This is a genomic window from Lelliottia sp., assembly GCF_045627565.1.
Classification (GTDB): Bacteria; Pseudomonadota; Gammaproteobacteria; order Enterobacterales; family Enterobacteriaceae; genus Enterobacter.
In genome coordinates, this window is sequence record NZ_JAZQNX010000005.1 from 16,285 (window position 1) to 36,590 (window position 20,306).

Below are 20,306 nucleotides of genomic sequence, written 5' to 3' on the forward strand. Positions count from 1 at the left end.
CCGAAGAGCAGAGAGGATTTACTTAATGATAGCTTTCAGCGCGTCGCCGATATCCGCCAGACTGCGAACGGTTTTCACGCCTGCCGCTTCCAGCGCAGCGAATTTTTCATCCGCAGTGCCTTTACCACCCGCGATGATAGCGCCCGCGTGGCCCATACGTTTGCCTTTCGGCGCAGTCACACCCGCGATATAACCCACAACAGGTTTGGTCACGTGATCTTTGATATACGCAGCCGCTTCTTCTTCCGCGCTACCGCCGATCTCGCCGATCATCACGATCGCTTCGGTCTGCGGATCTTCCTGGAACAGCTTCAGGATGTCGATGAAGTTAGAGCCAGGGATCGGGTCACCGCCAATGCCCACACAGGTGGACTGGCCAAAACCGTAATCCGTGGTCTGTTTAACCGCTTCATAGGTCAGCGTACCGGAGCGAGAAACGATACCCACTTTGCCCGGCTTGTGAATGTGGCCAGGCATGATGCCGATTTTGCATTCGCCTGGGGTGATAACACCAGGGCAGTTCGGGCCAATCATGCGCACACCCGCTTCATCCAGTTTCACTTTCACGGTCAGCATATCCAGCGTCGGGATGCCTTCGGTGATGGTGATGATGAGCTTAATGCCTGCGTCGATGGCTTCCAGAATGGAATCTTTGCAGAACGGAGCCGGAACGTAGATAACGGTCGCGGTAGCGCCCGTTGCTTCTACGGCTTCACGCACGGTGTTAAACACCGGCAGGCCCAGATGCGTGGTGCCGCCTTTGCCTGGCGTTACACCGCCAACCATCTGCGTTCCGTAAGCAATCGCTTGTTCGGAGTGGAAAGTCCCCTGGCTACCGGTGAAGCCCTGGCAGATAACTTTAGTGTTCTTATCAATCAAAACGGACATTATTTCCCCTCCACGGCGGCAACAACCTGCTGAGCTGCATCCGTCAGACTTTTCGCTGCAATAATATTCAGGCCGCTGTCAGCCAGTTTTTTCGCGCCGAGTTCAGCGTTGTTCCCTTCCAGACGAACCACAACCGGGACGTTTACACCCACTTCTTCGACCGCACCGATAATGCCGTCAGCGATCAGGTCGCAACGCACAATACCGCCGAAGATGTTCACCAGAACGGCTTTAACTTTGTCGTCAGAGAGAATGATTTTGAACGCTTCGGTCACGCGCTCTTTGGTTGCGCCACCGCCCACATCGAGGAAGTTAGCCGGCTCGCCGCCGTGCAGCTTAACGATGTCCATGGTGCCCATTGCCAGGCCCGCACCGTTAACCATGCAACCGATGTTGCCATCCAGCGCCACGTAGTTCAGTTCCCACTGTGCAGCCTGCGCTTCACGAGGGTCTTCCTGAGACTGGTCACGCATTTCGCGCAGGTCAGACTGGCGGAACAGTGCGTTTCCGTCAGCGCCGAGTTTGCCATCGAGGCAGATCAGATCGCCCTGCGTGGTGATAACCAGCGGGTTGATTTCGATCAGTGCCAGATCGCGCTCGAGGAAAATCTTCGCCAGGCCCATGAAGATTTTGGTGAACTGTTGAACCAGTTTACCTTCCAGACCCAGTTTGAATGCCAGCTCGCGTCCCTGGTAAGGCATAGGGCCTGCCAGCGGATCGATAGCCACTTTGTGAATCAGGTGAGGCGTTTCTTCCGCCACTTTTTCGATTTCCACGCCGCCTTCGGTAGACGCCATGAACACCACGCGACGTGAGCTACGGTCTACCACTGCGCCAAGGTACAATTCTTTGGCGATATCGGTCGCCGCTTCCACCAGAATCTGATTGACCGGCTGGCCGTTCGCATCTGTTTGATACGTCACCAGGCGTTTGCCAAGCCAATGCTCGGCAAAAGCACGAATCTCTTCTTTGCTCTTAACCACTTTCACGCCGCCCGCTTTACCGCGACCGCCAGCGTGAACCTGACACTTAACTACCCAAGGGCCGGAACCGATTTTAGATGCGGCTTCTTCTGCTTCGCGTGGGGTATTACAAGCATAACCCACCGGAGCCGGTAAGCCATACCGGGCAAACAGCTGTTTGGCCTGATATTCATGTAAGTTCATGTGTTCTATCCATCCTTCAGGTAATCGTTAGGTGAGGCTTTTTATAGGCCCGGCAAACGCTGTGTTGCCGGGCAATACTGCAAAAACTACACGTCCAGCAGAAGACGAGTTGGATCTTCCAGTAGCTCTTTAATCGCCACCAGATAACCAACCGACTCACGGCCATCAATCAGACGGTGATCGTAAGAGAGCGCCAGGTACATCATTGGCAGGATCTCTACTTTACCGTCGACCGCCATTGGACGATCTTTAATGGCGTGCATGCCCAGGATCGCGCTCTGCGGCGGGTTGATAATTGGCGTAGACATTAACGAACCGAACACACCGCCGTTGGTAATAGTGAAGTTACCGCCAGTCAGGTCTTCAACGGTCAGTTTGCCGTCACGGCCTTTCAGGGCCAGTTCTTTGATGCGTTTCTCGATGTCAGCCATGCCCAGGGTATCCACATCACGCAGAACTGGGGTCACCAGGCCACGCGGTGTAGAAACGGCCATGCTCACGTCAAAATAGTTGTGATACACCACGTCTTCGCCGTCGATAGACGCGTTGACTTCCGGATAGCGTTTCAGCGCTTCAACAACCGCTTTCACATAGAAAGACATAAAGCCCAGACGGATACCGTGGCGTTTTTCAAACGCATCACCGTACTGCTTACGCAGATCCATGATTGGCTTCATGTTGACTTCGTTGAAGGTCGTCAGCATCGCGGTGGAGTTTTTCGCTTCCAGCAGACGCTCAGCCACACGCTTACGCAGGCGCGTCATCGGCACGCGTTTTTCGCTACGTGCACCCAGAGCAGGCTGTGCGGCAACTGGAGCAGGCGCGGCTGCCGGCGCTTTGGCTTCTTCTTTGGCTGGTGCTTTCGCCAGATGTTTTTCAACATCTTCACGCGTCAGACGGCCACCCACGCCAGTGCCTTTGATAGCGCTGGCTTCGAGGTTATGTTCACTCAGCAGGCGACGGATCGCTGGGCTAAGTGCATCGTTGCTCTGCTCTTCCAGAGAGGCTTGCTGACGCTGAGCCGGCGTGGACTCTTTGCTTTCAGACTTGGCGCTGGACTCTTTACCACCGCTATTGCCTTCACGCAGGCGACCCAGGATCTGGCGAGAGGTCACGGTCGTGCCTTCATCTTCCAGCACTGCATCCAGAATGCCATCCGCCGATGCCGGTACTTCCAGTACCACTTTGTCAGTTTCGATTTCTACCAGCACTTCATCGCGCTTAACGCTATCGCCCGGTTTTTTATGCCAGGTCGCTACCGTTGCGTCAGCCACGGATTCAGGCAGGTCGGGAACAAGAATATCTACGCTACTCATTATGTATCCTTTAATTAATCGACGTTCAGCGCGTCATTGACCAGATCTTGCTGTTGCTTCTGGTGAACGGACATATACCCTACCGCGGGTGAAGCGGAGGCCGGGCGACCTGCATAACGCAGACCAGACCCAAATGGAATCACATCACGGAAATGATGCTGACTGCAGTACCATGCGCCCTGGTTAAGCGGCTCTTCCTGGCACCAGACAAAATCATGTACGTGTGCGTACGGTTTCAGCGCTTCCTGCACCGCCTGGTGCGGGAACGGATAAAGCTGCTCGATGCGCACGATGGCGACATCTTTCTGATCGTTTTTACGGCGCTGTTCAAGCAGGTCGTAATAAACCTTACCAGAACACATCACAACACGCTTCACGGCCTGCGGATCCAGCGCATCAATCTCGCCAATCGCTGGCTGGAAGGCACCGTTCGCCAGTTCATCGAGCGTCGACACCGCCAGCGGGTGACGCAGCAGAGATTTCGGCGACATCACAATCAGTGGACGGCGCATACCGCGCAGCGCCTGACGACGCAGCATGTGGTAAACCTGCGCTGGCGTTGACGGCACGCAAACCTGCATATTCTGCTCAGCGCAGAGTTGCAAATAACGTTCCAGACGCGCAGAGGAGTGCTCTGGGCCCTGTCCTTCGTAGCCGTGCGGCAGCAGCATCACCAGGCCACACATCCGGCCCCATTTCTGCTCGCCGGAGCTAATAAACTGGTCGATAACCACCTGCGCACCGTTGGCAAAGTCACCAAACTGCGCTTCCCAGATGGTCAGCGTGCGCGGCTCAGCCGTGGCGTAACCGTATTCGAAGGCCAGCACGGCTTCTTCAGACAGCACGGAATCCCAGACTCTGAACGACCCTTGACCGTTATGCACATGCTGCAGCGGGGTGTACGTTGAACCGTTAGTCTGGTTGTGAATCACCGCATGGCGGTGGAAGAACGTGCCACGGCCCGCATCTTCACCGGAAAGACGTACCGGAATGCCTTCATCGACCAGCGTGGCGTAGGCCAGATTTTCTGCGCCACCCCAGTCAAACAGCTTCTCACCTGCCGCCATGGACTGACGATCGGTGTAGATTTTCGACACGCGCGCCTGCATTTCGATAGCGTCTGGCACGGTGCTGATACGCTTCGCCAGCTCTTGCAGGCGCTTAGTTTCAACCTTGTTCGGGTAGCTCTCGTCCCATTCGTGGTTCAGGTACGGCGACCAGGTAAAGGAGTGCATATTCATCGGACGCAGCTCTTTCACCACACATTCGCCCGCGTCCAGCGCATCACGGTAAAGATTCACCAGCTCAGTGGCATCTTCCAGCGTCGCCGTTTTTTCAGCTTCCAGTTTGTCAGCGTAGATCTTACGCGGCGTCGGATGCTTTTTGATTTTCTGATACATCAGCGGCTGAGTTGCACTCGGTTCGTCCGCTTCGTTATGGCCATGACGGCGATAGCAGAACAGGTCGATGAACACATCGCGTTTGAACGTATTGCGGAAATCCAGTGCCAGACGGGTCACGAAAGCGACCGCTTCCGGATCATCGGCATTAACGTGGAAGATCGGCGCCTGCACCATTTTACCGATATCGGTACAGTACGGGCTGGAACGCGCATCCAGTGGGTTAGAGGTCGTAAAGCCCACCTGGTTGTTGATAACGATGCGAACCGTACCACCCACTTCGTAACCACGCGCTTTAGACATGTTCAGGGTTTCCTGAACCACGCCCTGCCCGGTTACCGCGGCATCACCGTGAATGGTGATTGGCAGCACTTTATTGCTGCTTGGCTCGTCGAGTCTGTCCAGACGCGCACGAACGGAACCAATAACCACCGGGCTGACGATCTCCAGGTGCGACGGGTTAAACGCCAGCGCCAGGTGAACCAGACCACCGTCGGTTTCGATATCAGACGAGAAGCCCATGTGGTACTTCACATCGCCCGTACCGAGATGTTCTTTATGTTTGCCTGCAAATTCGTCGAACAGGTCCTGCGGTTTTTTACCCAGCACGTTGACCAGCACGTTCAGACGACCGCGGTGCGCCATACCCAGCACCACTTCGCGAGTACCGCTGTTGCCCGCATGGCGGATCAACTCTTTCAGCATCGGCACTAACGCATCGCCACCTTCCAGAGAGAAGCGTTTTGCACCCGGGAATTTCGCACCAAGGTAACGCTCAAGGCCTTCCGCTGCAGTCAGTTCATTCAGGAAGCGCTTTTTCTCATCCGTGCTAAAGCTCGGACGGCCGGCTACTGACTCAATACGCTGCTGGATCCAGCGCTTTTCGTCGGTAGACATGATGTGCATGTATTCCGCACCGATCGAGCCGCAGTAGGTTTGTTTAAGCGCGTCAAGCAGTTCGCCCAACTTCATCGTGTCTTTGCCGCTGGCAAAAGAGCCCACGTTAAAGGTTTCCTGGAAATCGGCCTCGGTCAGATCGTGGTAAGCCGGATCGAGATCCGAGACACGTTCTTGCTGCCACAGCCCCAGCGGATCGAGGTTCGCATGCTGGTGACCGCGGAAGCGATAAGCATTGATGAGCTGCAGGACTTTAACCTGCTTCACATTGGTATCAGGGTCAGAGATCGAGGAGGAGTAACGTGAGGCATCCTTCGCCAGACGACGGAAATAATCACGTGTTTTGGAATGGAATTGATCCGGTTTGACTCCCGTTCCAGGTAACTGCTGGAACATGGAACGCCAGTTAGCGTCCACTGAGTCAGGATCGGTTAAGAAGTCTTCATAGAGCTGTTCAATCCAGCTTTGGTTTGCACCAGAGAGGAAAGAAGAGTCCAGCCAGGCTTTCATTGCGCCGTTCTGCATCGTGATCCCTTAAGCATGTTTATGCTTATTTCGCCGTAGAAACTACCACGCACACCTCGTGTACGTGCCGGGGTTCACCTGCGAGCTCTTGTTGGCTCGCGAAGGAACCTTTAAAAACTGCCATTCATCTTTGTCGTTCAGTCTGCGACTTCGTTGGCTGCCTTCGCTTATCCCAGTCACATAGTTAACTATGCTCCTGGGAATGCGCTCAGTTGCCGTCTTGTCTCGCTCAGAACGACTCGATGACTGGAACTGCCATGTGGCGGTTTTTAAAGATTTCCTGCTTTTCCGTTCCCTCTCCTGTTGGGAGAGGGTCAGGCGAGGGGAAAACGCTCCCCTCTTCTTACTTATGCACTGCGTTGCAACAGCATCGACTTAATGTGGCCGATGGCGCGCGTCGGGTTCAGTCCTTTAGGACATACACTGACGCAGTTCATTATGCTATGGCAGCGGAATACGCTGAAAGCATCACTCAACCCTTCCAGACGACTATCGGTTTCGGTATCGCGGCTATCGATCAGGAAACGATACGCAGCCAGCAGACCCGCAGGGCCGATAAACTTGTCCGGATTCCACCAGAAGGACGGACAAGACGTCGAACAACATGCACAAAGAATACACTCATACAGACCATCGAGTTTTTCACGCTGTTCTGGCGACTGTAAATGCTCGCGAGCCGGTGGATTTTGCCCATTATTCAACAAGTAAGGCTTAATCTTCTCATATTGTGCATAGAATTGTCCCATGTCCACCACCAAATCGCGCACGACCGGCAGACCAGGTAAAGGACGGATAACAATTTTCTGTCCCGCACGCTGCAATGCTGAAATCGGGGTGATACAGGCCAGACCGTTTTTGCCGTTCATGTTCAGACCGTCGGAGCCACACACCCCTTCACGGCAGGAACGACGAAACGACAGTGTCGGATCCTTTTCTTTCAGCAGCATTAATGCGTCAAGCAGCATCATATCGCGACCTTCTTCCGCCTCCAGGACGTAATCCTGCATATGCGGAGCGTCATCGACATCCGGGTTATAACGATAAACTGAGAATTCGAGTTTCATTGTCCTGTCTCCGCATTAATAGGTACGAATCTTCGGCGGGAACGCCGGACGCAGTTTCGGTTCCATATTGACTTCACGTCGTGTCATGGATTCCGACTCTGGCAGATACAGGGAATGGCACAGCCAGTTAGCATCATCACGATCCGGATAGTCAAAGCGGCTATGCGCGCCACGACTTTCAGTACGGAAGTTTGCGGATACAGCCGTCGCGTAGGCGGTTTCCATCAGGTTATCCAACTCCAGACACTCAACGCGCTGGGTGTTGAACTCGCTGGAGGTATCATCCAGGCGCGCATTTTTCAGACGCTCGCGGATGGCTTTCAACTGCTCAAGCCCTTTCGCCATCGCGTCACCTTCACGGAAGACCGAGAAGTTGTGCTGCATACATTCCTGCAGCGCTTTGCGGATTTCGACCGGATCTTCACCGTCACGGTTGCCATTCCAGCGGTTCAGGCGCTCAAGAGAAGCGTCAATATTCGCCTCAGTCGCATCACGCAAGACACCCTGCTCGGCAATCGACTCTTGCAGATGTATCCCCACCGCACGACCGAACACCACAAGGTCGAGCAGAGAGTTACCGCCCAGGCGGTTAGCGCCGTGTACCGATACGCAGGCGATTTCGCCGACTGCGAACAGGCCAGGAATCACCACGTCTTCGCCCTGCTCATTCACGGTCAACGCCTGACCGGTCACTTTGGTCGGAATACCGCCCATCATGTAGTGGCAGGTTGGGATAACCGGGATAGGCTCTTTGATCGGGTCAACGTGAGCAAAGGTACGGGACAATTCCAGGATGCCCGGCAGACGGGATTCCAGAACCTCTTTACCCAGATGATCGAGTTTCAGTTTGGCATGCGGACCCCATGGGCCGTCGCAGCCACGGCCTTCACGGATTTCGATCATGATGGAACGCGCCACCACATCACGACCCGCCAGGTCTTTAGCATTTGGCGCGTAACGCTCCATGAAGCGCTCGCCGTGTTTGTTCAGCAGATATCCGCCTTCACCACGACAGCCTTCTGTGACCAGTACGCCCGCACCAGCGATACCGGTCGGGTGGAACTGCCACATTTCCATATCCTGCACCGGAACACCGGCGCGGATCGCCATACCAACGCCGTCACCGGTGTTGATGTGCGCGTTCGTGGTGGACTGATAAATACGGCCTGCACCGCCGGTGGCCAGCACTGTTGCGCGCGCTTTAAAATAAACCACTTCCCCGGTTTCGATACACAGCGCGGTACACCCGACCACTGCGCCATCTTCATTTTTCACCAGATCGAGTGCATACCACTCGGAGAAAATCGTGGTGTGGTTTTTCAGGTTCTGCTGATACAACGTGTGCAGCAACGCGTGACCGGTACGGTCAGCCGCTGCGGCGGTACGTGCCGCCTGCTCGCCGCCGAAGTTCTTCGACTGGCCGCCAAACGGACGCTGATAAATGGTGCCATCATCCAGACGGGAGAATGGCAGGCCCATGTGATCAAGCTCGAGAATCGCTTCAGGGCCGGTCTTGCACATATATTCAATGGCGTCCTGGTCACCGATATAATCGGAGCCTTTCACCGTGTCATACATGTGCCATTCCCAGTTATCTTCATGGGTATTACCGAGCGCAACGGTGATGCCACCCTGGGCAGAAACCGTATGCGAGCGGGTTGGGAAAACTTTTGAGAGCAGCGCACAGGTCTGGCCGCTCTGGGAAATTTGCAGTGCTGCGCGCATACCTGCGCCACCCGCACCAATCACAACAGCATCAAATTCTCTGACTGGCAGTTTCATCACACACCCCACACCACAACAAATCCATAAATAACGTAAACCACCAGAGCAACGACGATAGCCAGTTGCAGAGGCAGGCGAATCGCCAACGGTTTAACGTAATCGGTCAACACCTGCCACATGCCAATCCAGGCATGAATAAGGATTGAGAACAGCGCCAGCAGGGTGAACACTTTGGTGAAGGCAGATCCGAAGAACCCGCTCCAGATTTCCCACGTCAGCTCGCCGCTGGTCGCAAAGAAACCGATCATGTAGATGATGTAAAGCGTGAGGACGATGGCGGTAGCGCGGACCAGAATAAAGTCATGTACGCCGTTGCGTCCTAATGCGGAGGCGTTGCTTACCATACGAGGACTCCTGCGAGAATTGAAAACACGACAGTAATGGCAAACGAAATATAGGCAGAGCGTTTCCCTGCTTCGAATGTTTCTTCCAGATAACCAAAGTCCATCAACATATGGCGAACACCCACAACCACGTGGAATGCCAGCGCGGTCAAAATGCCCCACATGATAAATTTCACGAAGAAGCTGCTCATGATGGCCGAAGCCTGGAGGAATCCTTCAGGAGAAGAGAGGCTCGTTCCCAGTAACCACAGCAAAATGCCGACCGCCACAAACGTAATCACACCGGATGCACGGTGGAGAATGGACGCTATTGCCGTTACAGGGAACCGGATCGTTTTCAGATCCAGATTGACAGGTCTTTGTTTTTTCACATTTCTTATCATGAATAACGCCCACATGCTGTTCTTATTATTCCCTTTGGATTTCGCGTAACAGGAAGGCGGCAAGTCCGGGAAACCCGAGATCATAGTGAACTATGTAACCGGGGTGAGCGGGCGCAGCCAACGCACCTGTAGCGTGAAAGACTATGGGATTTCCTTACTCCGGCTGCGATGCGGGTCAGACAGCGTCCTTTTCTATAACTGCGCGTCATGCAAAACATTGCTTCCAAATGCTAAAACGACACGTTACAACGCTGGGTGGCTCGGGATTGCAGGGTGTTCCGGAGACCTGGCGGCAGTATAGGTCGTTCACAAAACCATTACAATTAACCTACATACAGTTTGTCGGGTTTTATGCGGAACAGTGATCACAGTCACGATAACAACATTATTTTAAATTTTAATCATCGGATTTGACAAAGATTAAACAATATTGTTACAAACGTCAGCGGAAAAGGCATATAATGCGCAAAAGTTATGAGGTCTCTCTTTCACCTGAGATTTAGTTATGTAACAGTGTGATGGTATTGACCGAAGTTATCAGGACAGTTATTAGTGGTATACAGGTTTGAATAATTCGGACTGCGAAGACACTGATTTGCTGTTGTTTCTCTGATTTTTCATTCGTTTACCTGCAAGGCGCCATAGCTCTGTACCCTGGTTTCTCCTCGCGAGCTGAGCGGCAAGCCAAATAACAAACTGGTAACGGTGATTAACAGCTGAATGCAAATCCCAACACAACGTCATTCGCCCTAGATCAAGGCGGCAAGTCGGTGAATCCGAGGCATCATCCATCGCGGTGTGACCCGGTTTCGTGGCGTTGCCAACGCAGAGATAGCGTGAAAACGAAGTGTTTTGGCAGTCTTAAGCAATAAGGCGCTAAGGAGACCGTAAATGGCTGATACAAAGGCAACGCTCACCCTAAATGGTGACACTGCTATTGAACTGGATGTGCTAAAAGGCACGCTCGGTCAGGATGTTATTGATATTCGTACTTTGGGCTCAAAAGGGGTGTTTACCTTTGATCCTGGTTTCACTTCTACCGCATCTTGCGAATCCAAAATCACCTTCATCGACGGTGACGAAGGTATCCTGCTCCACCGCGGTTTCCCCATCGATCAATTAGCCACTCAATCCAACTATCTGGAAGTGTGCTATATCCTGCTGAACGGCGAAAAACCGACGCAGGCACAGTTCGATGAATTCCAGACGACCGTCACTCGCCACACCATGATTCACGAGCAGATTACCCGTCTGTTCCACGCCTTCCGTCGTGACTCTCACCCGATGGCTGTGATGTGCGGTATTACCGGTGCGCTGGCGGCGTTCTACCATGACTCGCTGGACGTCAATAACCAACGCCATCGTGACATCGCAGCGTTCCGCCTGCTGTCCAAAATGCCAACCATGGCGGCGATGTGTTACAAATATTCTATCGGTCAGCCATTCGTTTATCCGCGCAACGACCTCTCCTATTCAGGCAACTTCCTGAACATGATGTTCTCCACGCCGTGCGAGCCTTACGAGGTTAATCCGGTGCTTGAGCGCGCGATGGACCGTATTCTGATCCTGCACGCCGACCACGAGCAAAACGCATCGACCTCCACCGTCCGTACCGCAGGCTCTTCAGGCGCGAACCCGTTCGCCTGTATCGCTGCCGGTATCGCCTCCCTGTGGGGACCGGCACACGGTGGCGCGAACGAAGCCGCACTGAAGATGCTGGAAGAGATCAGCTCTGTTGAGCACATTCCTGAATTCGTGCGTCGTGCGAAAGACAAAAATGACTCCTTCCGTCTGATGGGCTTCGGCCACCGTGTTTACAAAAACTACGACCCGCGCGCAACCGTCATGCGTGAAACTTGCCACGAAGTGCTGAAAGAGCTGGGTACGAAAGATGATCTGCTGGAAGTGGCGATGGAGCTGGAACACATCGCGCTGAACGACCCGTACTTTATCGAGAAAAAACTGTACCCGAACGTCGATTTCTACTCTGGCATTATTCTGAAAGCGATGGGCATTCCGTCTACCATGTTCACCGTGATCTTTGCCATGGCGCGTACCGTGGGCTGGATTGCACACTGGAACGAAATGCACACCGACGGCATGAAAATCGCCCGTCCTCGTCAGCTGTACACCGGCTACGAGCAGCGTGATTTCAAATCAGACATCAAGCAATAATTCGATTTGTCTGTTAAAAACGCGCCGGCTGGCGCGTTTTTTATTTGTACGATCGGATGCCCTCTCACCGGGATAATGTGAAAATATCAAAAACGGTAACCCTTAGGTTATCGTTTTACTTTTGACACCCCGGACACCCGTAAAACGGTCTTGAAGAAAGCGTGCTGCGTTTAATCACCCCGCCGCACCGCTCGCAGGCTTTGCCCTCTCGATGAAACACCTTGAAGCGAAACAACGCGCCGTGATGCTTATTGTCATCCACCACGCCACGCGTGTTGTACGACAGACGCGGAATTTCCAGCAAGGCATGTGAAAGCGCATCAAGCTGTTCCTCGCTGAGCTGGGAAGCCTTACGCTGCGCCGCCAGCCCCACTTCCCAGAGAATTTCGACACGCAAATAATTGCCCAATCCGGCAAGAAAGGCCTGATCCAGCAGCAATCCTGAAAACTGTCGATTGCGGAATTTCGGCGACAACAAACGCGCTTTCACCTCTTCTGCCGTCAATCGCATATCCAGTACATCCGGCCCGACGCGTTGCAGGAAGGGGTGAGTGAGCAGTTGCTCCGGCGTTAACATCTCTATGTCAGATGCGCTGTAGAGTAAAATCGCTTTATCCGCCGTTTGCAGCCTGACGCGCAATATCCTTGAAGTTTGTGGGTGCTCACCTGCATCAACCACCCGCCAGACTCCATAAAGTTGATTGTGGCTATATAACGTCAGGTTATGGGAAAAATGCGTCAGCAACGCTTTGCCACGCGTTTCAATCTGCGTGACTTTTTGCCCAATTAACGACGACTCGAAAGATTTTAACTGAGGAAAAGCAAACCACGCATTGGTGAGGGGTTTGCCTTTTATCGCCGCCTCCAGGCTATCCGCCGCACGGCGGATCTCCGGTCCTTCTGGCATGTTTACATCCTTTTTTAGTGCATCGTTAGTGCGTTGCGCCGCCCACGGCGTTGATGTCAGATGACTGACGCAGCGCCACGGTCAAGGCGATTTTCAGCGCCGCTTTCACCGTCTGTGCCGCCATACTCGGTGCGCCAGCATGTGCCGCGGCCTGTTCCGGTAAGTACGGAATATGAATAAACCCGCCCTTCACGTTCGTGCGTTCACGGATTTTATGCAGCAAACCATACATCACGTGATTACAGACGAATGTCCCCGCCGTCTGCGACACTGAAGCGGGAATGCCTTTTTCGCGCATCGCCGCCACCATTGCTTTAATGGGCAGCGAGCTAAACCACGCCGCAGGCCCGTCGGGCACAATGGCGACATCAATCGGTTGCTGCCCACGATTATCAGGAATACGCGCATCATCGACGTTTATGCCGACACGTTCGACGGTAATATCCACACGACCGCCCGCCTGCCCAACGGCAATCACCACGGTCGGATTCAATTCGTCGATAGCAGAATTGAGCACCATTAGCGACTCGCCAAACACGCAAGGCAACTGCCGCGTCACCACGCGACAGTCATCAATGGTCATCCCCTCGAGCTGGTTAACCACTTCCCAGGAAGGGTTAACGGTCTCACCGCCAAAAGGCTCAAAACCGGTGACTAAAATATGACGCATCGCGCCTCCTTATAAGAACATCAGGAAGTACATCAGGAACACGTTGACGATCAGCAACAGCACGCCGGTCGGTATCTGCGCCTTAATCACCGCATTTTTATCCGGCAATTCCAGCAGCGCAGCGGGCACAATATTGAAGTTCGCCGCCATCGGCGTCATCAGCGTTCCGCAATAACCGGAGAACATCCCAATCGCCGCCATCACGGCCGGATTACCGCCGTGTTGCAGCACCAGAATCGGAATACCGATCCCCGCCGTCACAATCGGGAACGCGGCAAACGCATTGCCCATCACCATCGTCAGCACAGCCATGCCAATCGCGTAGACCGCCACGGCGATAAAGCGGCTATCTACCGCGAGATAGGTTTTCGTGAGCCAGGAAATTCCATCGCCCACGCCTGCGGCGGTAAACAACAGCCCCAGCGTCGCCAGAATTTGCGGCAGGATAAACGCCCAGCCGATGGAGTCCAGCAGACGACGCGCCTCCTGTAGCGGTTGATGCACTTTTTCGTGCGTCATTTTTACCGCCATCGCCAGACCAATCAGCGAGCCAACGGTCATGGAAAACAGCGTCACCAGCGTCGAATGGTTGCCTGGCCCAAACAGCGTTTCCTGCATTCCAGGAATATTGTTGAACATCAGCACGCCGACAACGGTCACCACGGGAATGGCGAGCGCCGGAAAGAACAGTCGGTTACCCAGACGCGTTGCGCTGGCTTCACGTTCTTCCTGCTTGCGTTGATGATAGCTGCCCAGACGCACGCCGCCGAAACCGGCAATCAGTGCCAGCCCCACCACCGCAACGCCCACCGCAATGTGCACGGTGCGCTTATCGCCCACCAGCTGATACGTCCAGTCACCCAACAGGAACATCAGGCCGTAAATACCCCAGAATATTCCAGTCGTCACGCGGCGCGGATTAGCTTTATCGCGAAATGACATCACCGCGACGATCAGCAGGATCAGCCCTGCCAGCCAGTACAAATAGCTTTGCTGGAAATTCATGAGGCATCTCCCTGCGTAGGCGTGGTTTTCGCCAGCTCACGTTCAAGATGCTTATCCAGCCGCCACAGGCGAGTGGCGTGAATGATAAAGGCACAGATCGCCGTCGGGATGCCCCACAAGGCAATGTGCAGCGGCTCGGTCTGAATACCGCCAGACTCAAGCATAAAGTTATGCATAAAGATGATCGCGCCAAAGGCGACAAAAATGTCTTCGCCGAAGAACAGCCCGACGTTATCAGTCGCCGCCGACATGGCGCGCAGACGGTAACGCACCGCTCCCGGCAGTTCGCCGTATTTTTTCTCTGCCGCACCTTCCGCCATCGGTGCCAGCAACGGGCGCACCATCTGCGGATGACCACCGAGGCTAGTGAGACCCATCGCGGCTGACGCTTCACGCACGAACAGATAGACGATCAGCAAGCGGCCCGCGGTGGCGCTGTGAATTTTGGCAATCCACGCCTGCGCGCGCTCTTTCAGCCCGTGGCGCTCCAGCAGACCGATCACCGCAAGAGGAATCAGCAGGATATACGGCAGGTTACGGGTGTTCAGGAACCCCTCGCCGAGCTTTTCGAGGATAGTCGTGACCGGCATATGCGCCGCCAGGCCGGTCACGATACCGGCGACAATCACCACCAGCACCGGATTAAAACGTAATAAAAAACCGACCACAATCACCGCGATACCGATGAGTGGCCAGAGCGATAGCGTCTCTGCCATGTTCTCTTTCCTGTTGTTAAGTTGTGTTTGCGTTTGTGCGTTATGCACTGATTTTTATATTTTTAGCGTCAAATTCTTTGCGCAGGCGACGGGCAAACGCCAGGGCGTGTTCGCCATCGCCATGCAGACAGACGGTCTGCGCCTGCACGCTGGCCCATTCCCCGGTGATACTTTTCACCCGACCCTGTTGCACCATTTCCAGGGTTTGTGCCAGCGCCTGTTCTTCATCCTCAATCAGCGCGCCCGGCGCAGTGCGCGGCACGAGACTTCCATCCGCCTGATAACCGCGATCGGCAAACACCTCCTCGCGCGTCACCAAACCATAGCGCTCCCCGGCGCGAATCAGTTCGCTGCCCGCCAGTCCCACCAGAATCAACGTCGGACTAATGGCATGAACCGCACGCGCGATAGCATCCGCCAACGCGGCGTCTTTTGCCGCCTGGTTATAGAGCATCCCGTGCGGCTTAACGTGACGAAGTTGCCCTCCTTCGGCGCGCGCGATAGCCACTAGCGCACCAATTTGATACAGCATTTGCGCGTACACCGTTTCCGGTGGCAGGTTCATCGCCGTACGACCAAAGTTTTCCCGATCGGGAAAGCTCGGATGCGCGCCTATTGCCACACCATTTTTTAACGCCTCGCGAACGCACGCCTGCATGGTTTGCGCGTCCCCGGCGTGAAAGCCACAGGCAATATTGGCGGAAGAAACAAGCGTCAATAATTCAGCATCGCTCGCGCAGCCTTCACCTAAATCCGCATTCAAATCAACGACGATCATTCAGCCTCCATGCCAGTTGTTCGATATGTTGTTTCTGTACGCGTCGCGCTTCGAGCGCCTCTTCCAGCGTGCACTGCACAAAGTGAATCGGCTGACCCAGCGGAATTTGCGCCAGATGGTACATATCCGCCTCGATGATGCAGGCGATACGCGGATAGCCCCCCGTGGTCTGAGCATCATTCATCAGGACAATCGGTTGGCCGTTGTGCGGTACCTGAATCACGCCCGGCAGCAGACCATGTGACAGCATTTCGCGATCGGTAGTGCGCGCCAGCTGTTGGCCCTGTAAACGGTACCCCATGCGGTTACTTTGCGGGCTGAGCTTCCACGGCAGACGCCAGAAAGCATCCTGCGAAGGCTGGTCAAACTCGTGGTATTCCGGCCCCGGCAGCGCGCGAATGCGGTTGGTCCACAGCAGTTGCTTAACCCCCTGCGTTTCAGCAAATTCCCGCAAACCTGGACGAAGCGGCAATCGGTCGCCATCTTTCAGCAAACGGCCTTCAAACCCGCCGATTCCCGTTTTGAGATCGGTGCTGAATGAGTTCATCACTTCCGGTACGTCAATGCCGCCATCAACAGCCAGATAGCTGCGCATCCCGTGTAACGGGCGATTCAGCGTCAGGCGCTGCCCGGCTTTAGCCTTTAATCGCCAGCCGGTCCAGACCGCTGCGCCATCAAGCGTCGCGTCGCAGCCTGCGCCGGTCAGGGCGAACCAGCTGTCGCGCTCAAACTCGACGCTGCATTGACCCAGTGTTATTTCCAGCGCCGCCGTATTCGGATCGTTGCCCACCAGCAGATTCGCAATCTGCAACGCCGGTTTATCCAGCGCACCGCAATAGCTGATCCCCGACTGACGCAGGCCGACACGGCCCTCATCCTGAACCGAGGTGTACAACCCCGCGCGAATCACTTTCAACATACCCCCTCCTTCTGCGGCACAAACCGCACGGTATCTCCCGGTCGCAACAGCACCGGCTCATCGCGTTTGGAATCAAATAGCGGCAGGCTGGTATGGCCAATCAGCTGCCAGCCGCCCGGCGAGGCCAGCGGGTAAATCCCGGTCTGTGCTCCGCCGATACCGACCGAACCGGCCGGGACTTGCAGGCGCGGCTCAGCGCGACGCGGCGTGGCCAGCTGTTCCGGCAACCCGCCCAGATAGGGGAATCCCGGCTGGAAGCCCAGGAACCACACCACGTAATCATTCGCGCTGTGCAGCTCGACCACCTGTTTTTCAGACAGTCCGGCATGTCGCGCCACCTCGCCCAGATCCGGGCCTGACGCCCCGCCGTACACCACCGGAATTTCGATAAAGCGTGATTCCGGCTCCAGCGCCTCGCTCTCTTCCCACCAGAGTTGCAACCGTTCGATTGCATCCAGCGCCAGGGACTGCGGATTGCGTAATACGACCGTAATGTTATTCATCCCCGGAATGGCTTCCACCACTTCGGGGATCTCCGCTAGCCGCTGCGTTAAGCGCCAGATCCTTTTTTGCGTCGCCAGCGTGACCGGAGGCTCAAGCTCCAGCACCACGGCGGTTTCGCCTAATAAATAACAACGCGCTCGCTGCACTTACGTACCTCTCATCAGGCAGGATTAGGAATATCAATAAAGGTCACGTCCAGATCGGTATTTTCCGTCAACCACTCGCTCAGGGCGCGAATGCCGCCGCGTTCAGTGGCGTGATGCCCCGCGGCATAGAAATGCAGGCCCTGTTCACGCGCGGAATGGATCGTCTGTTCAGACACTTCACCGGTAATAAACGCGTCAACGCCAAAGCGCGCGGCGTTGTCGATAAAGCCCTGGCCGCCGCCCGTACACCAGGCGACGCGTTTGACCAGATCCGGGCCAGTATCACCGCTCCACAGCGGACGACGCCCCAGACGCGCCTCGATCCAGGAGGCCAGCTCCAGGCCAGGGACCGGCATTGACAGTTCGCCCCACGGCAACAACTCTTCAATTTCGCCCATCACGGTGATGCCAAGCAGCGCGGCCAGCTGCACGTTATTACCCAGCTCCGAGTGCGCATCCAGCGGCAAATGCCAGCCATACAGGTTGATGTCGTTTGCCAGCAGCGTTTTCAGGCGATTGCGCTTCATGCCGCGAATCACGGGCGCTTCGTTTTTCCAGAAATAACCGTGATGCACGATCACTGCATCAGCTTGCAGACGCACGGCTTCATCCAGCAGCGCCTGGCTTGCCGTGACGCCCGTGACAATCTTTTGCACTGTGTCGCGCCCTTCCACCTGCAGGCCGTTCGGGCCATAGTCGCTAAAGCTGGCGCTGTTCAGTTTTTCGTTGATCAGTTGTTCAAGTTCGGTGTTTTTCATCATGACTCTCTTACACTTTGCGGGCGGCTTCATAGGCCGCCAGTGTGGCGACGCGCGCCTGTTTATGATCGACAATCGGGCGCGGATAATCGAGCGTCACGCCCGCTTTATCGGCCCACACCCAGGGTTCATGAAGGGATTTAATCGGCACATCACGAAGTGATGGCAGCCACTTACGGATAAACTCGCCCGTGGCGTCAAACCGTTGCCCCTGAGTGGTCGGATTAAAAATACGAAAATAGGGCGCAGCGTCCGTTCCGGTTGAGGCCGCCCACTGCCAGCCGCCATTGTTGGCGGCCAGGTCGCCATCAATCAGCTGTGCCATAAAATATCGCTCTCCGGCACGCCAGTCGATAAGCAAGTCTTTCACCAGAAAACTCGCCACAATCATCCGCAGACGATTGTGCATCCATCCCGTTTCGTTGAGCTGGCGCATTGCCGCATCGACAATCGGATAGCCCGTTTTCCCGTCCTGCCAGGCCTGCAACAGCACATCGTCGTGCTGCCATTGCACGTTGTCGGTCCAGCGAATGAAGGGCCGATGTTTACATAAATCAGGATGATAGGTCATCAGATGGCGATAAAATTCTCGCCAGATAAGTTCGTTCAGCCACACCGAGCCCTCACCACCGTCCAGCGCTCTGGGCTGCTCCGCGAGCAGACGGTGTAAACACTGACGTGGCGAGAGCACGCCCAACGCTAAACAGGCCGATAACCGGCTGGTGCCGTCGATAGAAGGGAAATCGCGTCGCGCTTCGTACTCACCCGCGCCGTTTTGACAGAAATGGCGAAGCTGCGCGATAGCGGCTTTCTCGCTGGCAGGAAACAGCTCAGCATCAAAATCCAGCTGCGGGTAGTTGAATTCGATTTCAGCGGATGGCGGCAGCTTTTGTTCTCTGACAGCGGGCGCGGCCACGCATTCCGGCAGCCCCTCTTTCAGGCGCTTGACGTACGCATTTTTGAACGGGGTAAACACTTTGTACATCTCGTGATTCCCGGTCATGACGCTGCCAGGCGGCATCATCACGCTGTCGTCAAAGCCCTGACAGACCACGCCGTCGAGCGTTTTTTCGAGCTGCCGGTCGCGCTGCTGTTCGTTGAATTCGTATTGATAGTTGTAGAAAAGATGGGTGACGTCGTATTGCTGACAGAGCTGCTGCACTTTTGCGCTTTGCGCCGCAAAATCACTCACCTCTTCATAGATGAGCGGAATGCCTCTCTCCGCCAGCCCCTGCTGCAATCCATTAAGATGCACGCGCAGATATGCCGCCTGTCGCGGGGCCATGTCATGCAATCGCCACTGATCGGGTGTGGCGATAAACACGGCCAGCACCCGCGCGTGTTGACTCCGGCAGGCAGCCGCGAGGGCGATATTGTCATGAAGGCGCAGATCCGCGCGAAACCAGACCAGATGCGTGGTCATAACACTCCTGAATAATTGTCCATAACCTAAGCGTAGCGTTTCCGGTCGCACGCTAACATCGCGTCGTCGTCCGAAACAGCGTCGGAATACCTGACGCTATAATGTTTAAGTTATGTTACTGGAGCAAGCAGTACAACACCGTTAATTCAGCTTAACGGCGGAAGATTCCTGACAATCTGAAGGGATAAACCTCAAGCGCGGGCATAAAAAAACCGCCACATCTCTGTGGCGGCTCTGACATTGCTGTGTGTCATCTTTGTATTAATAGAAGTCGCAGGTCGCTTTTTCCGCCTGATCCATCCAGACCGGTTTCTCGCTGGTTTTCGCCCAGACGCGGTGCAGATAGCTGTAAAAACGGGCACGGTCTTTCCAGAAAAGCATCACCGGTAACGCCAGAACACCCGCCACTACAGCGAAGGTGCGACGTAAAAAGACAACATGTGCTGGATACTCTTTGTAAAGGTCCATTATTTTCTCCCCTATAGTTGGCCGGAAACGTTATCCGGAAAATTCAAAAGTGGTTATCTGGCTAAAATA

General features: G+C 54.9%; 19 protein-coding genes. 1 reads left to right on the forward strand and 18 read right to left on the reverse strand.

Going from position 1 to position 20,306, the window contains the following annotated elements:
- Positions 1-18: 18 nt before the first annotated feature.
- The 8 genes from sucD to sdhC form a co-directional block, all read right to left on the reverse strand.
- The gene (gene sucD, locus ACKI5T_RS02575; RefSeq protein ID WP_012016629.1) at positions 19-888 is read right to left on the reverse strand and encodes a succinate--CoA ligase subunit alpha; all 870 of its coding nucleotides are present in this window, start codon (positions 886-888) and stop codon (positions 19-21) included.
- Positions 888-2,054 carry an ADP-forming succinate--CoA ligase subunit beta gene (gene sucC, locus ACKI5T_RS02580; protein WP_012016628.1) on the reverse strand — a complete coding sequence of 389 codons (1,167 nt, stop codon included), beginning with the start codon at positions 2,052-2,054 and terminating at the stop codon, positions 888-890. The genes sucD and sucC overlap by 1 nt, the downstream gene beginning before the upstream one ends.
- 86 nt (positions 2,055-2,140) lie before the next feature.
- Complete coding sequence (odhB, locus tag ACKI5T_RS02585; protein WP_407435325.1) at positions 2,141-3,370, reverse strand: 2-oxoglutarate dehydrogenase complex dihydrolipoyllysine-residue succinyltransferase; 1,230 nt, start codon at positions 3,368-3,370, stop codon at positions 2,141-2,143.
- A gap of 14 nt (positions 3,371-3,384) precedes the next feature.
- Positions 3,385-6,192, reverse strand: a complete 2,808-nt coding sequence (gene sucA, locus ACKI5T_RS02590; RefSeq protein ID WP_012016626.1) for a 2-oxoglutarate dehydrogenase E1 component — start codon at positions 6,190-6,192, stop codon at positions 3,385-3,387.
- 347 nt (positions 6,193-6,539) lie between these two features.
- Positions 6,540-7,256 carry a succinate dehydrogenase iron-sulfur subunit gene (locus ACKI5T_RS02595; protein ID WP_012016625.1) on the reverse strand — a complete coding sequence of 239 codons (717 nt, stop codon included), beginning with the start codon at positions 7,254-7,256 and terminating at the stop codon, positions 6,540-6,542.
- A gap of 15 nt (positions 7,257-7,271) precedes the next feature.
- On the reverse strand, positions 7,272-9,038 hold the full coding sequence (sdhA, locus tag ACKI5T_RS02600) for a succinate dehydrogenase flavoprotein subunit (protein ID WP_407435327.1): 1,767 nt from the start codon (positions 9,036-9,038) through the stop codon (positions 7,272-7,274).
- Entirely contained in the window at positions 9,038-9,385 is a 348-nt protein-coding gene (gene sdhD, locus ACKI5T_RS02605; protein WP_012016623.1) for a succinate dehydrogenase membrane anchor subunit, read from the reverse strand. Before sdhD ends, sdhA begins: the two co-directional genes overlap by 1 nt.
- Positions 9,379-9,783: a succinate dehydrogenase cytochrome b556 subunit gene (sdhC, locus tag ACKI5T_RS02610; RefSeq protein WP_041689345.1), complete on the reverse strand. Its 405-nt coding sequence runs from the start codon at positions 9,781-9,783 to the stop codon at positions 9,379-9,381. The genes sdhD and sdhC overlap by 7 nt, the downstream gene beginning before the upstream one ends.
- Before the next feature lie 876 nt (positions 9,784-10,659).
- Between sdhC and ACKI5T_RS02615 the strand changes: the two genes are divergently transcribed.
- Entirely contained in the window at positions 10,660-11,943 is a 1,284-nt protein-coding gene (locus ACKI5T_RS02615) for a citrate synthase (protein ID WP_012016621.1), read from the forward strand.
- 115 nt (positions 11,944-12,058) lie between these two features.
- Here ACKI5T_RS02615 and nei read toward each other — a convergent pair whose 3' ends face one another.
- From nei to ACKI5T_RS02665, 10 genes are all read right to left on the reverse strand, one after another.
- Entirely contained in the window at positions 12,059-12,850 is a 792-nt protein-coding gene (gene nei, locus ACKI5T_RS02620; RefSeq protein WP_407435330.1) for an endonuclease VIII, read from the reverse strand.
- A gap of 25 nt (positions 12,851-12,875) precedes the next feature.
- Positions 12,876-13,520, reverse strand: a complete 645-nt coding sequence (gene pcp / locus ACKI5T_RS02625; RefSeq protein ID WP_407435332.1) for a pyroglutamyl-peptidase I — start codon at positions 13,518-13,520, stop codon at positions 12,876-12,878.
- A 9-nt stretch (positions 13,521-13,529) separates the two neighbouring features.
- On the reverse strand, positions 13,530-14,525 hold the full coding sequence (locus ACKI5T_RS02630) for a DUF979 domain-containing protein (protein WP_407435333.1): 996 nt from the start codon (positions 14,523-14,525) through the stop codon (positions 13,530-13,532).
- A complete protein-coding gene (locus ACKI5T_RS02635; protein WP_407435335.1) occupies positions 14,522-15,241 on the reverse strand; it encodes a DUF969 domain-containing protein in 720 nt (239 codons plus the stop codon). Before ACKI5T_RS02635 ends, ACKI5T_RS02630 begins: the two co-directional genes overlap by 4 nt.
- A gap of 40 nt (positions 15,242-15,281) precedes the next feature.
- Complete coding sequence (gene pxpA / locus ACKI5T_RS02640) at positions 15,282-16,016, reverse strand: 5-oxoprolinase subunit PxpA (RefSeq protein WP_407435775.1); 735 nt, start codon at positions 16,014-16,016, stop codon at positions 15,282-15,284.
- The gene (gene pxpC / locus ACKI5T_RS02645; protein WP_407435337.1) at positions 16,006-16,938 is read right to left on the reverse strand and encodes a 5-oxoprolinase subunit PxpC; all 933 of its coding nucleotides are present in this window, start codon (positions 16,936-16,938) and stop codon (positions 16,006-16,008) included. Before pxpC ends, pxpA begins: the two co-directional genes overlap by 11 nt.
- A complete protein-coding gene (pxpB, locus tag ACKI5T_RS02650; protein WP_407435339.1) occupies positions 16,932-17,588 on the reverse strand; it encodes a 5-oxoprolinase subunit PxpB in 657 nt (218 codons plus the stop codon). The genes pxpC and pxpB overlap by 7 nt, the downstream gene beginning before the upstream one ends.
- Positions 17,589-17,602: 14 nt before the next feature.
- A complete protein-coding gene (locus ACKI5T_RS02655; protein ID WP_407435777.1) occupies positions 17,603-18,346 on the reverse strand; it encodes a type 2 GTP cyclohydrolase I in 744 nt (247 codons plus the stop codon).
- A 10-nt stretch (positions 18,347-18,356) separates the two neighbouring features.
- Complete coding sequence (phrB, locus tag ACKI5T_RS02660; RefSeq protein ID WP_407435341.1) at positions 18,357-19,769, reverse strand: deoxyribodipyrimidine photo-lyase; 1,413 nt, start codon at positions 19,767-19,769, stop codon at positions 18,357-18,359.
- Between the two features lie 261 nt (positions 19,770-20,030).
- Positions 20,031-20,237, reverse strand: coding sequence for a YbfA family protein (locus tag ACKI5T_RS02665; protein WP_012016611.1), 207 nt, complete (start codon positions 20,235-20,237; stop codon positions 20,031-20,033).
- Positions 20,238-20,306: the final 69 nt, after the last annotated feature.